This is a genomic window from Blautia sp. An81 (genome assembly GCF_002161285.1).
Taxonomy (GTDB): Bacteria; Bacillota; Clostridia; order Lachnospirales; family Lachnospiraceae; genus Blautia; species Blautia ornithocaccae.
The window spans coordinates 128,733-147,248 of the sequence record NZ_NFHH01000005.1 but is presented as its reverse complement, the minus strand read 5'-3'; the positions used below and the strand labels follow the sequence as shown (position 1 = coordinate 147,248).

Below are 18,516 nucleotides of genomic sequence, written 5' to 3'. Positions count from 1 at the left end.
TTTCTGTCCCAGGACCATATCCGTCATGTACTGGTCAGCGCCTATCAGGATACCAGGACAGCTGTACGCTGGCAGAACTCTGTTCAGTCCTATACAGAGGCCCTGCCTTTTGGAATCCCGGTGAATTTTTCGTCAGACCCCCGTCATGGCGCAGCAGACAGTGAGGCAGAGTATAAAAGCGGAGCAGGAGAAGTTTCCAAATGGCCTGAAGGAATCGGGATGGCAGCCCTTTTTGATCCGGAAAGAGTGAAGAAATTTGCTGAAATCGTTTCCAGAGAATACCGGGCCCTGGGGATCACCACGGCCTTGGGATCTCAGATCGATCTGGCCACAGATCCCAGGTGGATGCGGCTCCAGGATACCCTGGGGCTGGATTGGGAGAGGACAGTAAAGATGACAAGAGCATACTGCGACGGCCTTCAGACTACAGAAGATGCAGAAGACGGCTGGGGAAAACACAGCGTCAACGCTATGGTAAAACACTGGCCGGGAGGAGGGACCGGAGAAGGCGGCAGAGACGCCCATTATGCATTCGGACAGTTTGCGGTCTATCCGGGAGGAAAATTTGAGGAACATCTGAAGCCTTTCACAGAAGGAGCTTTCTGCCTGGAGGGACCTACAAAGAAAGCAGCCTCTGTAATGCCTTATTATACTGTATCCTGGGAGCAGGATAAGAAAAATCATGAGAACGTGGGAAATTCCTACAGTGAATATATGATCAAGGACCTCTTAAGAGGAAAGTATGGTTATGACGGAGTAGTCTGCACAGACTGGGATATTACTGCAGACCCAGGCGCGGATCTGGATGATTTTGGAAGCCGATGCTATGGAACAGAAAATCTGACTGTGGCTCAGAGACACTTACGTATCATCATGAACGGAGTAGACCAGTTCGGCGGCAATCAGGATAAGAAGCCGGTTATGGAAGCCTATGATATGGGCTGCCAGCTGTATGGGGAGGAGGCTATGCGCAGACGGATGGAAGAGTCGGGCTTCTGGAAGAATATTTTATCTGGGAAGACAGCCCCAGGGAAGCAGATGCGGCAGTAGTCTTTATAGAAAGTCCGCTGACTGACGGAGGATATGAAAAGGACGCCTATGTCCCTATCAGTCTCCAGTATCGTCCTTATAAGGCGGAAACTGCCAGGGAGACAAGTATTGCAGGAAGTAACTGGTGGGAAAATGACAGGAATCGTTCTTACAGGGGAAAGACAGGACATACGGCCAATGAAGAAGATCTGGACCTGGTGATAAATACGAAAAAAACCATGGGTGAAAAACCGGTGATCGTTTGCGTGACCATGCATAATCCCGTGGTATGCAGAGAATTTGAACCGTATGCAGATGCCATTCTGGCTGAATTTGGCGTCAGCACCAAAGCTGTGCTGGATATGATCTCCGGCGGGGCTGTCCCGAAAGGGAGACTTCCGGTACAGCTTCCAAAAGATATGGAGACAGTGGAAAGACATCAGGAGGACGTGGCTTTTGATCTGGAAGTCTATAAAGACGAAGCAGGAAATTGTTACGACTATGGATTTGGACTGAATTTCCAGGGGGAAGAGCTTTCCACGAAAATCTAAAGATAAAGAACGCAAAAATACCGCTGTGAAAATATGGCGGTATTTTTGCGTTCTTTTATCTGAGGAGGAGACAATAAAACGTCAATTTGTGTAAAATCACTTTATCACAGTAGATTGAAGAAAGAGTAATAAGTAAAAATCACCAAAAAACTTGTAGGTTTTTTAAAAAATCACCAAGAAATAGACGTTTTTTAGACTGTATAAATGGTAAAATCGTAAAAAAAGTAAAGGAGACGATGAAAAATGAACAATGCGGAAATCGGAAAAGCTATGGTAATTAAGCTGGATCCGGTGCTTCCGGAGTACCCTACTTTTAAAGAGGGCGTAAGAAGAGCACCGAAAAGAGAACTGACACTGAATAAGAGAGAGATTAAACTTTCAGTAGCAAATGCTTTGAGATATGTGCCGGAAGAACTTCACGAACAGTTGGCTCCCGAATTTTTAGATGAGCTTTTGACAAGAGGACGTATCTACGGATATCGTTTTATGCCGAAGGAGAGAATTTACGGAAAACCTATTGATGAGTACAAAGGCGAGTGCATTGAAGGAAAAGCCTTCCAGGTAATGATCGACAATAACCTGGATCATGAAGTGGCTCTGTACCCATATGAACTGGTAACTTATGGAGAGACCGGACAGGTATGCCAGAACTGGATGCAGTATCAGCTGATTAAAAAATATCTGGAAAAACTGACTCATCATCATACACTGGTCATGATGAGCGGACATCCTATGGGATTGTTCAAATCTCATGAATCCAGCCCAAGAGTTATTGTTACAAATGGTCTTATGGTCGGTATGTTTGATAATCCGGAGGACTGGGCAAAAGCTACAGCAATGGGCTGCTCTTCCTATGGGCAGATGACAGCCGGCGGCTGGATGTACATCGGACCACAGGGAATCGTTCATGGTACATTTAATACAATTCTGAACGCAGGACGTAAATTCCTGGGCGTACCTCAGGACGGAGACCTGGCAGGACATCTGTTCGTTACCAGCGGTCTTGGCGGCATGAGCGGCGCTCAGCCAAAAGCCATTGAAATTGCAAGAGGCGTTGGTATCGTTGCAGAGGTAGATGCTTCCAGAATCAAGACACGTCATGACCAGGGATGGGTAAGCCTGGTAATCGAAGATGCCGCAGAAGCCTTCAGAGTTGCTCAGGAATACATGGATAAAAAAGAAACCATTTCTATTGCTTACCATGGAAATATTGTAGATCTTCTGCAGTATGCAGTAGACAATAATATTAAGATCGAACTGCTGTCTGACCAGACATCCTGTCATGTGCCATATGACGGCGGCTACTGCCCACAGGGCCTGACATTTGAAGAAAGAACAGAGATGCTGGCTAATGACAAAGATCGTTTCTGCGAGCTGGTAGATCAGACACTTATCAAACATTACCACCTGATCAAGACTCTGGTAGAAAGAGGCGCTTACTTCTTCGACTACGGCAACAGCTTTATGAAAGCTGTATTTGATGCAGGTGCAAAAGACATTGCTAAAAACGGCGAAGATACCAGCGAAGGCTTTATCTTCCCATCTTATGTAGAAGACATTTTAGGACCAGAACTGTTTGATTATGGATATGGACCTTTCCGTTGGTGCTGCTTAAGCGGAAAACCGGAAGATCTGAGAAAGACTGACCATGCGGCAATGGAAATCATTGATCCGAACAGAAGAAGTCAGGATAGAGATAACTATATCTGGATCCGTGACGCAGAGAAAAATAAACTGGTAGTAGGTACTCAGTGCCGTATCTTATATCAGGATGCTCTGGGAAGAAGAGACATTGCTCTGAAATTTAACGAAATGGTAAGAAACGGAGAAATCGGACCGGTTATGCTGGGTCGTGACCACCATGACACAGGCGGAACAGATTCTCCATACAGAGAAACATCAAATATTTATGATGGTTCCAATATTACTGCAGATATGGCAGTACACTGCTATGCAGGAAATGCAGCCAGAGGCATGAGCCTGGTAGCTCTCCACAATGGAGGCGGCGTAGGTATCAGCAAATCTATTAACGGTGGATTTGGCATGGTTCTGGATGGAAGCGAGAGAGTTGACGAGATCCTTAAGGCAGCAATTCCGTGGGATACCATGATCGGTGTTTCCAGAAGAAGCTGGGGCAGATGCGAGCACTCTATCGAGACTGTAGCAGAATACAATAAGATCAGAAACGGAGAGGACTATATCACTATGCCTTATCTTGCCAGCGAAGAGCTGATCGAGAGAGTATGCAAAGATGTAGTTCCAGAGGTTCACCATCACAAACATCACTGATAACAGGAGACAAAATATGAAAAAAAGATATATACGCCATGCCTCTGAACTTGTTACCTGCAGAGGAAAGGCACCGAAATTCGGAAAAGAAATGGCGGATATCGGCCTGATCAAGGATGGAGCTGTGATCATTCATGATGATAAGATCATAGAAGTGGGAACCACCGAAGAATTGGATAAAAAAGTGAACATGGAGGAATATGAGGTTCTGGATGCATCGGGAAAAACGGTGCTTCCGGGCTTCGTAGATTCCCATACCCACTTTATCTTCGGCGGATACCGGGCAGATGAATTCTCCTGGAGATTAAAAGGGGACAGCTACATGTCCATTATGGAAAGAGGAGGGGGCATCAATGCCACGGTAAATCCCACCCGGGAGGCTTCCAAGGAAGAGCTTAAAGAGGCTGGACGGGAAAGACTGAACCGTATGCTGGAGTTCGGAGTCACAACTGTAGAGGGGAAAAGCGGCTATGGCATGGACTGCGATACAGAATTGAAGCAGCTTCGGGCTATGAAAGAGCTGGATGAGGAACATCCGGTAGATATAGTAAGGACATTCCTGGGACCTCACAGTGTTCTTCCTCAGTGGAAAGGAAGAGAAAGAGAATTCCTGGATGAGATGCTCTGCAATGTAATGCCCAAAGTCAGAGAAGAAAATCTGGCAGAATTTGCAGATATCTTCACAGAACAGGGCGTATTTAATATTGAAGATTCAGAGTATTATCTCACAAAGGCCAAAGAGATGGGATTTAAGCTGAAAATCCATGCAGATGAGATGTATCCTCTTGGAGGCGCCCAGCTGGCAGCCAGAGTAGAAGCAGTATCAGCAGACCATCTGCTGAAAGCTTCTGATGAAGGAATCCAGCAGATGAGGGAGCAGGGTGTGATCAGCACACTTCTTCCTGCTACGGCTTTCTGCCTTAAAGAGGAATATGCCCCGGGAAGAAAGATGATCGATGAAGGCTGTGCAGTAGCAATTGCCTCAGACCTGAATCCGGGAAGCTGCTTTACCAACTCCATTCCTCTGCTTATAGCCCTTGGATGTATCTATATGAATATGTCTGTGGAAGAGGTTATCACAGCCCTTACTATAAACGGTGCGGCAGCTGTGGACCGTGCAGACAGAATCGGCAGCATTGAGCCGGGAAAACAGGCGGATATGGTATTTCTCAAGTATCCTTCTGTCTACTATCTGCCTTACCATACAGGGATTAATCTGGTAGAAACGGTAATTAAGAACGGAGAAACCGTGTACCACAAAGAATGGTTATAAATGTAATCGTAAACATGGAATATGCGTAAAAGATAAAGGAGAAAAGACCATGGAGAAAATTATTGAATGCGTACCAAATTTCAGTGAAGGAAGAGATAAGGAAAAAATCGAGAAGATCGTGGATTGCTTCCGGAATGTGGAAGGGGTAAAACTGCTGGATTACAGCTCTGATGAAGACCACAACAGAAGCGTTGTTACCGTGATCGGTGAGCCGGAACCACTGGGACAGGCTATGGTTGCCGCTATCGGAAAAGCAGTAGAGCTGATCGATATGACAAAACATCAGGGACAGCATCCACGTATGGGCTGTGTAGACGTAGTTCCTTTTATCCCTATCCGCAATACTACAGTAGAAGAAGCAGATGCTCTGGCAAAAGCGGTAGCCAAAGAAGCTTCTGAGAAATTCGGACAGCCTTTCTTCCTTTATGAGAAATCTGCCACAGCTCCTCACAGAGAAAATCTGGCTAAAGTTCGCCAGGGACAGTTTGAGGGAATGGCTGAGAAGATGAAAGATCCACAGTGGAAACCAGATTTTGGTCCCGACACCATTCATCCAACCGGAGGCGTTACTGCTATCGGAGCCAGAATGCCGCTGATCGCTTACAATATCAATCTGGATACTTCCAACCTGGAAATCGCACAGAGGATCGCAGACAAGATCCGTCATATCAAAGGCGGTTTCCGTTACTGCAAAGCCATGGGCGTAATGCTGGAAGACAGAAATATCGCACAGGTATCCATGAACCTTACAGATTACACAAAGACATCTGTTTATACAGTATTTGAAACTGTACGGATGGAAGCAAGACGTTACGGAGTAAACGTTCTGGGCAGCGAAGTAGTAGGACTGATCCCGCTTCAGGCTCTGGTAGATTGTGCAGAATATTATTTAGGACTGGAAGGTTTTGAATCCAAACAGGTATTAGAGACAAGACTGTAAAAAAGATAATAAGAGGTATATGCCATGAAAAATATGACAATTCAAGAATTTGCCATGCAGACAGCCTCTAATGAACCAGTACCAGGGGGCGGAAGTATTTCCGCCCTCGCAGGTTCTCTGGCGGCTGCTCTGACAGAAATGGTGGCAGGTCTGACCATAGGAAAGAAAAAATATGCGGATGTGGAAGAAGAGATGAAAGAGGCTGTAGAGCCTATGAAAGCAGTCTGCGCACAGCTTTTAGACGACATTAAGAGAGACAGCGAATCTTTTGATCAGTATATGCAGGCGCTGACTCTACCAAAAGAAACAGAAGAGGAGAAAGCAGCCAGAACAGAAGCTATGCAGAACGGCCTGAAAGCAGCAGTAGAAGTTCCTTTATCTGTGGCAAAGGCAGCCTGCGGTATCCTGCCTTACGCTGAGACTATGGTAGTAAAAGGAAACAAAACAGCAGTGACAGATGCCCTTGTAGCTACTATGATGGCCAGAACAGCGGTTTTGGGAGCCGGGTTTAACGTAAAGATCAACCTGGAATCTATTAAGGATCAGGAATATGTAGACAGAATTGGTAAAGAAGTGGCAGAACTGGAAAAACAGGCTATAGAACAGGAAAAGAAAATCCTGGCTCAGGCTCAGGTTTCCAGAAGTGCAGTAGAATAAATTTCGGGTAAGGAAAGGAGGAGACCTGTGAAAATATTGAAAAATGCAGTAGCAGGGACTCTGGAGTCCAGCGACCTGTTTATCCAGATCGAGCCGGACGATACAGAACTGGTGCTGGAAATTGATTCCGTAGTGGCAAACCAGTATATGGATGCTATCCGGGGAGCAGTCCTGGATACTTTAAAAGAATTTGATGTTTCTACAGGAAAGATTTTTATTAAAGATAAGGGTGCTTTGGACTGTGTGATACGAGCCCGCATGGAAACTGCGCTGAAAAGAGGGGGCGTTGAAAAAGAATGAGGCGGACAATGTTATTTTTACCGGGGAATACCCCGAATATGCTGATAAACGGTGATACCCTGGGAGCGGATACGGTAATCTTCGATCTGGAAGATGCAGTATCCCCCGATGAAAAGGACGCCGCCAGAATCCTGGTGAGAAACGCTTTAAAATATCAGAATTTTTCAGGCTGCGAGGTAGTTGTAAGGATCAACCCTACAGATACAGAATTCTGGAAGGAAGACCTGGATGCAGTAATCCCCCTGAAGCCGGACATGATCATGCCTACAAAAGTCAGCGGAGGAGAGATGATCCGGGAAGTTTCTGCTTATATGGGCCAGGTAGAGGAAAGGAGCGGCATTGAAAAAGGCAGTGTGAAGATCCTTCCTCTTATTGAAACAGCTTTAGGTGTGGAAAAGGCCTTTGAGATTGCTTCGTCAGATGTGCGGGTGGCCGGACTATTCCTGGGAGGAGAAGATTTTACGGCAGATATGCACTGTAAGAGAACGAAAGAAGGTCAGGAAATCTTTTACGCCAGGACACGTCTTGTCTGTGCGGCCAGAGCCTGGGGTATAGAGGCTTATGACACACCTTTTACAGATGTAGAAGACATGGAGGGACTGAGAAAGGATACGGAATTTGCCAAAAGCCTTGGATTTGCAGGAAAGGCAGTAATTTCTCCCCGGCATGTGGATATCGTCAATGAAGTATTCTCCCCTACAGAGGCGGAGATTGAATACGCCCACGATGTTATGGACGCCATTGAGGATGGCAAGCGTCAGGGCAAAGGCGTAATTTCCCTTCGAGGAAAAATGATCGACGCACCTATTGTAAAAAGAGCTCAGCAGGTGCTGGAAATGGAAAAGGCGATATACGGAGGTGGCTGCAGATGAGTAAATTAATCGGAACCATCCGGGAGGCTATAGAAAAAGCCGGATTAAAAGACGGGATGACCATATCCTTCCACCATCATATGCGCAACGGCGACTATGTGCTGAACATGGTCCTGGCAGAAGCGGCGGCTATGGGAATCCGGGACCTTACCGTAAATGCCAGCTCTATCTTTGATATCCATGAACCCATTATCGAGCACATTAAAAATGGAGTGGTGACTCAGATCGAGTGTAACTATATGGGCGGCAAGGTAGGAAAGGCTATTTCCCAGGGAATCATGGAAAAACCGGTGATTTTCAGGACTCATGGAGGCCGTGCCGGAGATATGGAAAATGGCTCTTCCAAAATCGACATTGCTTTTCTGGCAGCACCCTGTGCCGATGACATGGGAAATCTCAGCGGAAAGTATGGACCTTCGGCCTGCGGCTCTTTAGGATATGCTTTTTCCGATGCGATGTATGCGAAAAAAGTAGTGGCAGTTACGGATCATCTGGTTCCCTATCCTTTAAGAGATGCTTCTATTGAAGAGGGATATGTGGATTATGTAGTCCAGACAGAACAGATTGGAGATCCTGCCAGAATCGTTTCAGGAACGACGAAGATTACCAGAGACCCGGTAGGGCTGCGGATTGCCGGTCTGGCTGCTCAGGTAGTAAAACATTCCGGCTATTTAAAGGACGGATTTTCTTTCCAGACAGGAGCCGGAGGCGCCTCACTGGCAGTGGCGAAATATGTAGAAGAGATGATGGAAAAAGACCATATCAAGGGAAGCTTCTGTATGGGAGGTATTACCGGATACATGGTCGACATGGCAAATAAAGGGTTTTTTGATACCATATTAGACGTGCAGTGCTTTGATCTGAAAGCTATTGAATCTATCCGGGAGAATCCCAGACATCGGGAGATTTCCGCTATGCGATACGCTTCACCGGCAGCAAAAAGCGCTGCAGTGGATAGCCTGGACGTGGTAATCCTGGGCGCTACCCAGGTGGATCTGGACTTTAATGTAAATGTACATACAGATTCCAACGGTTATATTATGGGAGGCTCTGGAGGACATAGCGATACAGCGGCAGGTTCTAAATTGTCCATTATCGTGGCGCCGCTGATCCGGGCCAGACTGCCTTTGATCGTAGATCAGGTTCTCTGTAAATCCACTCCGGGTGAAACGGTAGATGTGGTGGTTACTCAGAGAGGAATTGCAGTAAACCCCAGACAGAAAGAATTGAAAGAGAAGCTGCTCAAAGCAGGACTTCCTGTAAAGGATATCCGTGAGCTGAAAGAAATGGCAGAGGAAATTGCCGGAGTTCCCCGTCAGATTGAGATGGGGAACCGAGTTGTAGCAAAGGTTCTCTACCGTGACGGCACTCTGCTGGATACGATCCGAAACGTGCCAAAGATATAACAGATAAGAACAATGTGAAGGGAGAGGTTTTACAGTGGATAAGAAAAAACTGGTGATCGGCGTTATCGGTGCGGATGTCCATGCAGTTGGAAATACTATACTTCAGCATGCTTTCGAAGACGCAGGTTTTGAAGTGACCAATCTGGGGGTTATGGTATCCCAGGAAGAATACATTTCCGCTGCTATTGAGACAGCAGCAGATGCTATATTGGTTTCTTCTCTGTACGGACATGGAGAACTGGACTGCCGGGGACTGCGTGATAAATGCGACGAGGCAGGCCTGAAAGGAATCCTTCTCTATGTAGGAGGGAATATTGTAGTAGGAAAGCAGCCTTTTAACGAGGTGGAAAAGCGGTTTAAAGCCATGGGCTTTGACAGGGTATTTGGTCCCGGAACTGCTCCAGAGACTACCATTGCCGCTTTATATGAAGACTTTGGCATGCAGAAACCAGAAGAAGAAGCATAAGCAAGGCGGTGAAGAAAATGAAACCAATCCTGTTGGTGGATTTTGGAAGTACCAATACAAAGGTAACGGCTGTGGATGTGGAAGAATACAGAGTCCTGGGTACAGCCACTGCTTATACCACAGTAGAAACAGACATTAATGAAGGACTGGAAAATGCTCTGAAAATTCTGGAGAAAACCACAGGACCATTAGAATTTGCAGAGCGGTACGCCTGCTCCAGTGCAGCAGGAGGGCTGAAGATGATTTCTATAGGCCTGGTGCCGGAGCTTACTGCTCAGGCCTCCAGAGAAGCCTCCCTGGGAGCCGGAGCCAAAGTATGGAAGACTTATTCTTTTCAGCTTACTAAAGGGGATATGAGGGAGATTGAGGAATATCATCCCGATATTATTCTTCTGACAGGGGGAACGGACGGGGGAAATACAGAAACCATTCTGTATAACGCCCAGGTTCTTTCCGGGCTGAGCTACGACTGCCCTATTGTAATTGCGGGAAACCGCAATGCAGCTGACCAGTGTGAGGAGATTCTGAAAGACCGGAGCGTGTATGTATGTGAAAATGTGATGCCAAGGCTGGGAGAGCTGAATGTGCTTCCTGCCCAGAAGCAGATCCGGGAGATTTTTCTGAAAAGAATTGTTCAGGGAAAAGGGCTTTCAGAAGCGGCGGACCTGGTATCCGGGATCATTATGCCTACGCCTTCTGCCATGCTGGCAGCTATGGAGCTTTTATCCGAAGGATGGGAAGACCATCCGGGAATCGGAGAGCTGGTAGCTGTCGACCTGGGAGGCGCTACTACAGACGTATATTCTATCGCAGATGGAAATCCTGCCAACATAGGCACAGTAATGAAGGGACTTAAAGAGCCCTATTCTAAAAGGAGCGTAGAAGGCGATATTGGAATGCGGTACAGCGTTCATGGAATCCTGGAAGCGGCAGGGGACAGAAAACTGTCTTTACTTTCAGGTATTAACAGGAAAAGAGTTGCAGAATTGGTGGATTTCCTGGGCAGCCATACAGACTATATACCGGATAACGAAGAAATGGAGAAGATGGATTTCGCTCTGGCCTGCGGAGCGGTAGAAACAGCGGTTTCCCGTCATGCAGGTACTCTGGAGCAGGTTTATACCCCTACAGGGCTGACCTTCCTCCAAAGCGGAAAAGATTTGCGAAGCGTGAAATATGTGGTGGCTACAGGAGGAGCACTGATCCATGCCAAAAATGTCAGGGAGATTGCCGGGAAGGCGCTCTATGATCCTCAGACACCGGAGTCGTTGAGACCGGAAAACGCCAAGATTCTGATTGATGATAAGTATATTCTGGCAGCTATGGGCTTGCTTTCTCAATACTATCCCCTGGCTGCTCTGGAAATAATGAAGAAGGAGATTGCTGATTATGGACATTATGAATAAGAAGCTGTCGGATGACGAGTTTTACGGAATCCGAAAAGAAATTCTGGGACAGTGGTCCACTGGCAAAGATGTAGACTTAGATGAGGCTATTGAATATCACAAAAGCATGCCGGAATCAAAGAGCTTTTCAAGAAAATTGTCAGAAGCAAAAAAAGAACGGAAAACCTTAATCCAGCCAAGAGCCGGAGTAGCTCTGATCGATGAGCATATTAAACTTCTCCAGTATCTTCAGAATAACGGAGAAGCGGACCTGCTTCCTACCACGATTGATTCCTATACCAGACAGAACCGCTATGAAGAAGCGGAGAATGGAATCAAAGAGTCTATACATACCAGGAAGTCTATGCTCAATGGCTTCCCGGCAGTAAACCATGGAGTGTACGGCTGCCGTCAGATTATCGAAAACCTGGATATTCCGGTACAGGTGCGCCACGGCACTCCGGATGCCCGCCTTCTCACAGAAATCTGTTACGCAGGAGGATTTACCAGCTATGAGGGAGGCGGTATTTCCTACAATATTCCATACGCAAAAGACGTTCCTCTTGAAAGAACAATTTATGACTGGCAGTATGTAGACCGTCTGACCGGCATTTATGAAGAAGCCGGAGTATCCATTAACCGTGAGCCTTACGGACCTCTTACCGGTACCCTGGTGCCGCCGTCTATGTCTAACGCAGTGGCAATTATTGAGGCTATGCTGGCAGCAGAACAGGGTGTAAAGAATATCACTGTGGGATACGGACAGTGCGGAAACCTGGTTCAGGACGTAGCCGCTCTCCGTGTTTTGGAAGAGCTGACTGAGGAATATCTGGAGCAGTACGGCTACGAGGATACAACCGTGACCACTGTTCTCCATCAGTGGATGGGCGGATTCCCTCAGGACGAGGCAAAAGCTTTTGCAGTTATTTCCTGGGGAAGCTCTGTGGCAGCTCTGGCAAAAGCCACAAAAGTTATTGTAAAAACTCCTCATGAGGCTATCGGCGTGCCGACTATGGAGGCTAACGCTCAGGGTCTGAGATGTACAAAACAGGCGATTTCCCTTCTGGCAGATCAGGAACTGAAGAGTTCTGCACTGGAGCTGGAAAAAGCGATCATCAAGGAAGAAACCAGAGCCATCGTAGACAAGAGCTTTGAGCTTGGAAAGGGAGACCTGGCCCTTGGCGCTATCCGGGCGGTAAAAGCAGGTGTTATTGATATTCCATTTGCACCCAGCAAGTACAATTACGGAAAAATGCTTCCGGCTCGTGACTTTGAAGGTGCAGTACGGTATCTGAACCCGGCACACGTGCCTCTGCCAAAAGAACTGGTAAATTACAACTTAAATAAGATTGAGCACAGAGCAAAAATGGAAAAGAGAAAAGCCTCTTTCCAGATGGTCATCGACGATGTATATGCCATCAGCAAAGGAAGACTGGTAGGAAAGCCGAAATGAGACTGAGGGGGCAGTTCCGGGAAGCGGCATAAGTTGTGTTCAGTCCCGGAGCGCCAGGCTGGGGGCTCAGGCTCAAAGGCGTTTTAAATTAGCCTGAGCTCCCCAGCCTGGCGTACCGGGACTGGGATACAGTTTTATAGCGCAGAGAGGGACTGTGCCTCAGAGCTGCAGGGAAAACGTAGGGTGGTGTACAGCCTCAGAGGCCCCAGGAAGTGGGGTCTAGGCTCAAAGGTGTTTAAAATTCGCCTATCCCCCACTACCAGGGACCGTTGGGGCTGGGATACAGTTTTATGACACAGGTCGGGACTGTACCTCAGAGCTGCGGGGAAAACGTAGGGTGGTGTACAGCCTCAGAGGCCCCAGGAAGTGGGGTCTAGGCTCAAAGGCGTTTTAATTCGCCTATCCCCCACCACCTGGGTCCACTGAGGCTGGGATATAGTTCTGTGGCTATGTTGGATAAGCTACAGGCAGTTTTTTGGAACTGCTGCAGAAGTCTTTTCTGAGAATGGTATTTTCAGAAAAGAGAACACCTGAATCCCAGTCCCTGCAAAAAAAAATGAACGCCGAAGGGGACATAGGTGTCTTTTCTGCGAATGAAAAACGGTTTTGAGCAAGAAAAGACACCTATATCCCCTGAGGCGAACATGCTGCATTGAAGGGACTGTCCACCCCCCTGCGAATTATCAAAAAACAAAAAAACAAATCATAAACAAACCGGAGCCAAAAACCAACAGCCGGATGGGCGGCTGGCAAATATTAGCGAAGCCGCCGGCTGCATATTGCCGAAAATGAAAACCAGGGAAAAGAAAACCTAAATCCCAGTCCCTGCAAGAAATCTGAACACCTCAGGGGATATAGGCGTCTTTTCTGCGAATTGAAAAGGGTTTTGAGCAAGAAAAGACGCCTATGTCCCCTGAGGCGAATGCAATGCATTGAAGAGACTGACCATTATAACCTCCCTTTCCCACTCCTTTCGTTTTCGCCCAAAATCCCCTTCGGCTCCGCAAAAAAGGAGAAAAAAATGAAAATAGTAGATCTTGTGTGTTCCAAAGCCAGAACAGGATTTTTCTTTGATGATCAGAGAGCAATTAAAAAAGGTGCCGTTTCTGACGGTGCAGCTTATTTTGGTGAGACTGTAACCCCTGGGTTTAAGTCTGTGAGACAGGCGGGAGAGGCTATCTCCGTTATGTTGATCCTGGAAGACGGCCAGATTGCCTGGGGTGACTGCGCCGCTGTACAGTATTCTGGAGCAGGCGGACGTGATCCTCTGTTCCTGGCTGAGGATTTTATCCCCATTATTGAGAAATATATCAAACCGGAACTGGTTGGCAAAGAGGCAGACAGCTTCAAGGGACTGTGTGAGATGCTGGAGAATATCCAGGTAGATGGAAAACGTCTTCACACAGCTATCCGCTACGGTGTAAGCCAGGCCATTCTGGATGCTGTGGCAAAATCTACCAAACGTCTTATGTGTGAAGTAGTGGCAGATGAGTATGGCACAACAGTTTCAGAGGAGCCGATTCCAATCTTCACCCAGTCTGGTGACAGCCGTTATGATAATGCAGACAAGATGATCTTAAAGGGTGCTGCAGTAATGCCTCATGCTCTGATCAATAATGTAAAGACAAAGCTGGGCGAGCATGGAGAGATTCTGAAGGAGTATGTGGCATGGCTGAGAGACCGTGTGCTGAAGCTCCGCCATGACGAAGATTATATGCCGATTTTCCACATTGACGTATATGGAACTATCGGAGCGGTTTTCGGCGTGGACAATTACCCGGCTATGGCAGATTATCTGGCAGAGCTGGAAGAGGCAGCTAAGCCATTCCATTTAAGAATTGAAGGGCCTATGGATGCAGAGGAAAGAGAAAAACAGATGCTCTGCCTGAAAGGTCTCAGAGAAGAAGTTGACAGAAGAGGCATTAACGTAGAGCTGGTTGCAGATGAGTGGTGTAATACCCTGGAGGACGTAAAATATTTTGCTGACAATAAAGCCGGACATATGGCTCAGATCAAGACTCCGGACTTGGGAGGCATCAACAATATCGTAGAGGCTGTTCTCTATTGTAAGGAGAAAGGCTTCGGCGCTTACCAGGGTGGAACCTGCAATGAGACAGACCGGTCTGCTCAGGTATGTGTGAACTGTGCGATGGCCACAAAACCGGATCAGATCCTGGCAAAGCCTGGTATGGGTGTTGACGAAGGCTACATGATTGTTTACAATGAAATGGAAAGAATCCTTGCTCTGAGAAAAGCAGGAAAATAGCAGGAAGTATATAGGATATGGAAAGGCCAAACCGCTTGCAGAAGGATTCGTAAAGCGTGTTTGGCCTTCTGGCTTTAAATCTGAGAGGAAAATTTTATGGCATATTCAAGACAAATGCAGGACAGTAACCTGTACAGTTTTTATTTTGCCCCCAGAGGAAACCGCCGTATGGCAGACCTGGGGATGCAGCTGAGCCAGATGTACCTCAGCCCCTTTGATCACATTATCGGTATAATCGGGGATGCGGGAGCAGGAAAGAGCCTGCTCATTAAGGGAATGTTTCCCGGACTGGACCTGACCAACGATGACGAAGGCGTCAATGTCCGTCCTCTTCCCCTTCTCCATGAAGACTTGTCAGACCCCTTTTCTCCCCATACATACCACCTGGATATCCGTTTTGAGTCTGCCTTTACCCAGATGCATGTGCTGGCAGATGCCATTCTGGAGGCTGCCAGGTATGGGAAAATGGTGATCGTAGAGCACTTTGAGCTCATTCATCCTTTCCTGAACAGAAATGCGGATCTCCTGGTAGGAATCGGAGAGGAGATCATTATTACCAGGCCTAATATGTTTGGGCCGTTGCCGGAGAATATTGCCGGCATTGTGCATAAGTCTGTAGCCTACCGGAAAATGGCCCATACCCTGGAAGACCTGTGTGTGTATTTCATGGGGGAAGGCTATGCCCAGGACGGCCCCAGATCAGATGTACGCCATGGCTTCGTTCTGCTGTTTGAGGAAAAGCCCTCTGTAGATCTGGAATGGCTGGAGGAGAAGGTCCGGGAAGCAGTAAAAAAGGACCTGCCGGTATCTTATTACGATGAAAACCATGTGCAGATCGGAGATTATATCATAGAGTGCCTGGGACCCAGAATGCATATTTCCAGCACAGGAAAGATTGAGGACTTTTCGCTGGTTAAAGATTATCCACAGGATCCGGCTACAGGGTATTATATGCTGATCGGTCTGATCGGAGGAAACAGAACAGAAGATATCCATGAGCTGAACCGTATCGATCTGAACCGGCAGCTTCATAGAAGTTAGTGCACTAGTAACATTGGAGGAAAATAAAGATATGATTAGAAGCGTAAATACAGAGCTGCTCACAGAAAACATTAAAGAAATGTGCATTCAGGCAAATCATTATCTGGCGCCTGATATGGAGAAGGCTATGCGGGAGGCTTATGACAAGGAATCAAAGCCCCTGGCAAAGCAGATACTGGGCCAGCTTCTGGAAAATCTGGACATTGCTGGAGAGGATATGATTCCTATCTGCCAGGATACAGGTATGGCCGTAGTCTTCCTGAAAATCGGCCAGGATGTACATTTTGAAGGCGGCAGTGTAGAAGAAGCAGTGAATGAAGGTGTTCGCCGGGGATATGAAGAAGGCTATCTGAGAAAATCTGTAGTAGGAGATCCTCTTTTGAGGGTGAATACGAAAGACAATACGCCTGCGGTAATCCACTATGAGATTGTTCCCGGAGACCAGGTGGAGATCACTTTGGCGCCAAAAGGTTTTGGAAGTGAGAACATGAGCAAAATCTGTATGCTGAAACCTGCAGATGGAGCAGAAGGAGTTAAAGAGGCTATTCTGAATACAGTAAGAGAAGCAGGTCCTAACGCCTGTCCCCCAGTAGTCGTAGGAGTAGGTATCGGAGGTACATTTGAGAAAGCAGCCATTCTGGCTAAAAAAGCCTTAACAAGAGAAATCGGGACCCATTCTCCCCTGCCTCATATAAAGGAGATGGAGGAGGAGCTTCTTGCAAAGATCAATGAGATTGGTCTGGGCCCTGCTGGATTGGGCGGAGATACTACCGCTCTGGCAGTGAATATCAATACTTATGCTACCCACATTGCGGGACTTCCAGTGGCAGTGAATATGTGCTGCCATGTAAACCGCCATATAGTGCGGACCATCTAAGAATTTACAGGAGGAAGGAACATGGACAGATATATGAAAGCGCCTCTGGATCGGGAAGAGGTAAAGACCTTGAGAGCAGGGGATTATGTATATATTACGGGAACTATCTATACAGCCAGAGATGCGGCACATCTGCGGATGTCCCAGGCACTTGATAAGGGAGAGAAGCTTCCAATAGAACTGGAAGGGAATGTGATTTACTATATGGGACCTACCCCGGCAAGAGAGGGAAGGCCTATTGGCTCTGCAGGGCCTACCACTGCCAGCCGTATGGATAAATATACCCCCAGGCTTCTGGACCTGGGCCTTACAGCCATGATTGGAAAAGGAAAAAGAAAACCAGAGGTAACAGAGGCTATTGTCCGGAACGGTGCAGTATTTTTCGCTGCAGTGGGAGGAGCAGGAGCTCTTCTTTCTAAATGTATAAAAAAGGCAGAAGTGATCGCCTATGAGGATCTGGGAACAGAGGCTATCAGAAAGCTGGAAGTAGAAAATCTCCCAGTGATTGTAGTTATTGATTCTCAGGGAAATAATTTATACGAAGAAGTGTTAAAATAGAATAAGAAATCGGATAAACAGCTTCATTTTTGAGGCTGTTTTTTCTGACTGTAAGAAACGGCTGAAATATAGGAAATGGTAAAACCAACCGTTTTGGAAGGATACTTCCATTGTGCGAGACTGAAGATTATGGTACACTGTATCTAGTATCACCTACAGCCGCCAAATGAACATAAATGTCCGTTTGGCTTGTTGTTTCATGGTATCCTTAAAAAGAAACAGGAGGTCTTATGAGAAATAATAATACAAGTCCCATTGTTTATATTGGCGTACTGCTGGTGACCCTGGTCATTTTGGCAGCAGCCAACATGCTGAGAAGTCAATTTTCTTCAGAGGAACCCCAGGAGGAAAATCAGGTCCAGGGAGAATATGCACTGAAGGCGGTTTATTTAGAGAAAGAGGACGGAAACAGTATTTTTGTAAATCTGACAGAGGAATACCCATTTGATGGAAACATACCCGAGGGCGAACTCTATGATGAGGATGGCGAAAAGATCACCCAGGAAGATCTGAACAGCGGAGATGTGCTGAATATCTGGGGAAACGGCGTTATTGCTGAATCCTATCCTGCCCAGTACAATGGGATCACAAAAATGGAAAGAACAGAGCAGTCTAACCAGAAATATATTGATCAATACGGGCATTATCTGGAGGAGCTTTTTGTAGAAAAGGATCCCTCAGAGCTGCCGTATCTGAATGTGTGCTATAGGGATGAACTGGCAGATGCGGCAGTGATGATCCCGGATCCCCTCAGTTATACCTGGACATATACAGATGAAAGTGGGGAGAGCAGGACTGTTACTACAGATGGGGCTCATGTCCTTCATACAGAGCCGGTGGAAGTGAAGAAGATTTCAGAACCCATGACTATGGAACTGTACTTTGACGAAGTACCCGAGAGTGTAGAGCTTCTGGTTTGGGATGATACCCTTCTGGGACAGTACCAGGACAGTGCTGATCAGATTCCGGAGGGAACAGCTGTGGAAGTGACAAAAAGTGGAAAGGGAAATCTGGAGTTTAACGCCCAGCCTGGTTCTGTATACCTGGTGCAGGGACAGTGGGATCAGGGTACTGTAGAATATGGGTTCTGGGTGCCATCGGAGTAAAGTTATGGACTGAGTACAGCTAAAAGCTTTAGTGAATAGAAAATGGG

17 protein-coding genes are annotated in these 18,516 nt (G+C 46.9%); all 17 read left to right on the top strand.

Annotation, left to right across the window (positions count from 1 at the left end; genetic code table 11):
- Positions 1-3: 3 nt before the first annotated feature.
- The 17 genes from B5G33_RS21870 to B5G33_RS06600 all read left to right on the top strand — a co-directional run bounded on the left by B5G33_RS21870 (position 4) and on the right by B5G33_RS06600 (position 18,469).
- Positions 4-1,050, top strand: a complete 1,047-nt coding sequence (locus B5G33_RS21870) for a glycoside hydrolase family 3 N-terminal domain-containing protein (protein WP_330396657.1) — start codon at positions 4-6, stop codon at positions 1,048-1,050.
- Positions 942-1,580 (top strand): glycoside hydrolase family 3 C-terminal domain-containing protein, encoded by a 639-nt coding sequence (locus tag B5G33_RS21865; protein WP_330396656.1) that lies wholly within the window; start codon positions 942-944, stop codon positions 1,578-1,580. Before B5G33_RS21870 ends, B5G33_RS21865 begins: the two co-directional genes overlap by 109 nt.
- Before the next feature lie 243 nt (positions 1,581-1,823).
- Positions 1,824-3,869, top strand: coding sequence for a urocanate hydratase (locus B5G33_RS06670; RefSeq protein ID WP_087417120.1), 2,046 nt, complete (start codon positions 1,824-1,826; stop codon positions 3,867-3,869).
- Between the two features lie 16 nt (positions 3,870-3,885).
- Positions 3,886-5,142, top strand: coding sequence for an imidazolonepropionase (hutI, locus tag B5G33_RS06665; protein ID WP_087417119.1), 1,257 nt, complete (start codon positions 3,886-3,888; stop codon positions 5,140-5,142).
- 49 nt (positions 5,143-5,191) lie between these two features.
- Positions 5,192-6,082 (top strand): glutamate formimidoyltransferase, encoded by an 891-nt coding sequence (gene ftcD, locus B5G33_RS06660; RefSeq protein WP_087274798.1) that lies wholly within the window; start codon positions 5,192-5,194, stop codon positions 6,080-6,082.
- A 24-nt stretch (positions 6,083-6,106) separates the two neighbouring features.
- Positions 6,107-6,739, top strand: a complete 633-nt coding sequence (locus tag B5G33_RS06655) for a cyclodeaminase/cyclohydrolase family protein (protein WP_087274799.1) — start codon at positions 6,107-6,109, stop codon at positions 6,737-6,739.
- 27 nt (positions 6,740-6,766) lie between these two features.
- The gene (gene citD / locus B5G33_RS06650) at positions 6,767-7,039 is read left to right on the top strand and encodes a citrate lyase acyl carrier protein (protein ID WP_087274800.1); all 273 of its coding nucleotides are present in this window, start codon (positions 6,767-6,769) and stop codon (positions 7,037-7,039) included.
- 8 nt (positions 7,040-7,047) lie between these two features.
- Positions 7,048-7,911 (top strand): HpcH/HpaI aldolase/citrate lyase family protein, encoded by an 864-nt coding sequence (locus B5G33_RS06645; RefSeq protein WP_330396651.1) that lies wholly within the window; start codon positions 7,048-7,050, stop codon positions 7,909-7,911.
- Positions 7,908-9,317 carry a citrate lyase subunit alpha gene (citF, locus tag B5G33_RS06640; protein ID WP_087417117.1) on the top strand — a complete coding sequence of 470 codons (1,410 nt, stop codon included), beginning with the start codon at positions 7,908-7,910 and terminating at the stop codon, positions 9,315-9,317. Before B5G33_RS06645 ends, citF begins: the two co-directional genes overlap by 4 nt.
- A gap of 34 nt (positions 9,318-9,351) precedes the next feature.
- Complete coding sequence (gene glmS, locus B5G33_RS06635; protein WP_087274803.1) at positions 9,352-9,783, top strand: methylaspartate mutase subunit S; 432 nt, start codon at positions 9,352-9,354, stop codon at positions 9,781-9,783.
- Between the two features lie 17 nt (positions 9,784-9,800).
- A complete protein-coding gene (gene glmL, locus B5G33_RS06630; RefSeq protein WP_087274804.1) occupies positions 9,801-11,189 on the top strand; it encodes a methylaspartate mutase accessory protein GlmL in 1,389 nt (462 codons plus the stop codon).
- Positions 11,173-12,621, top strand: a complete 1,449-nt coding sequence (locus B5G33_RS06625) for a methylaspartate mutase subunit E (protein WP_087274805.1) — start codon at positions 11,173-11,175, stop codon at positions 12,619-12,621. Before glmL ends, B5G33_RS06625 begins: the two co-directional genes overlap by 17 nt.
- 1,021 nt (positions 12,622-13,642) lie before the next feature.
- The gene (locus B5G33_RS06620) at positions 13,643-14,887 is read left to right on the top strand and encodes a methylaspartate ammonia-lyase (RefSeq protein WP_087417116.1); all 1,245 of its coding nucleotides are present in this window, start codon (positions 13,643-13,645) and stop codon (positions 14,885-14,887) included.
- 96 nt (positions 14,888-14,983) lie between these two features.
- Positions 14,984-15,928: an alanine-tRNA synthetase second additional domain-containing protein gene (locus tag B5G33_RS06615; protein WP_087274807.1), complete on the top strand. Its 945-nt coding sequence runs from the start codon at positions 14,984-14,986 to the stop codon at positions 15,926-15,928.
- Between the two features lie 31 nt (positions 15,929-15,959).
- Positions 15,960-16,805, top strand: coding sequence for a fumarate hydratase (locus tag B5G33_RS06610; protein ID WP_087417115.1), 846 nt, complete (start codon positions 15,960-15,962; stop codon positions 16,803-16,805).
- A gap of 21 nt (positions 16,806-16,826) precedes the next feature.
- Positions 16,827-17,363, top strand: a complete 537-nt coding sequence (locus B5G33_RS06605; RefSeq protein WP_087417114.1) for a Fe-S-containing hydro-lyase — start codon at positions 16,827-16,829, stop codon at positions 17,361-17,363.
- 230 nt (positions 17,364-17,593) lie between these two features.
- Positions 17,594-18,469, top strand: a complete 876-nt coding sequence (locus B5G33_RS06600; RefSeq protein WP_087417113.1) for a hypothetical protein — start codon at positions 17,594-17,596, stop codon at positions 18,467-18,469.
- The last annotated feature ends 47 nt before the right edge of the window (positions 18,470-18,516 follow it).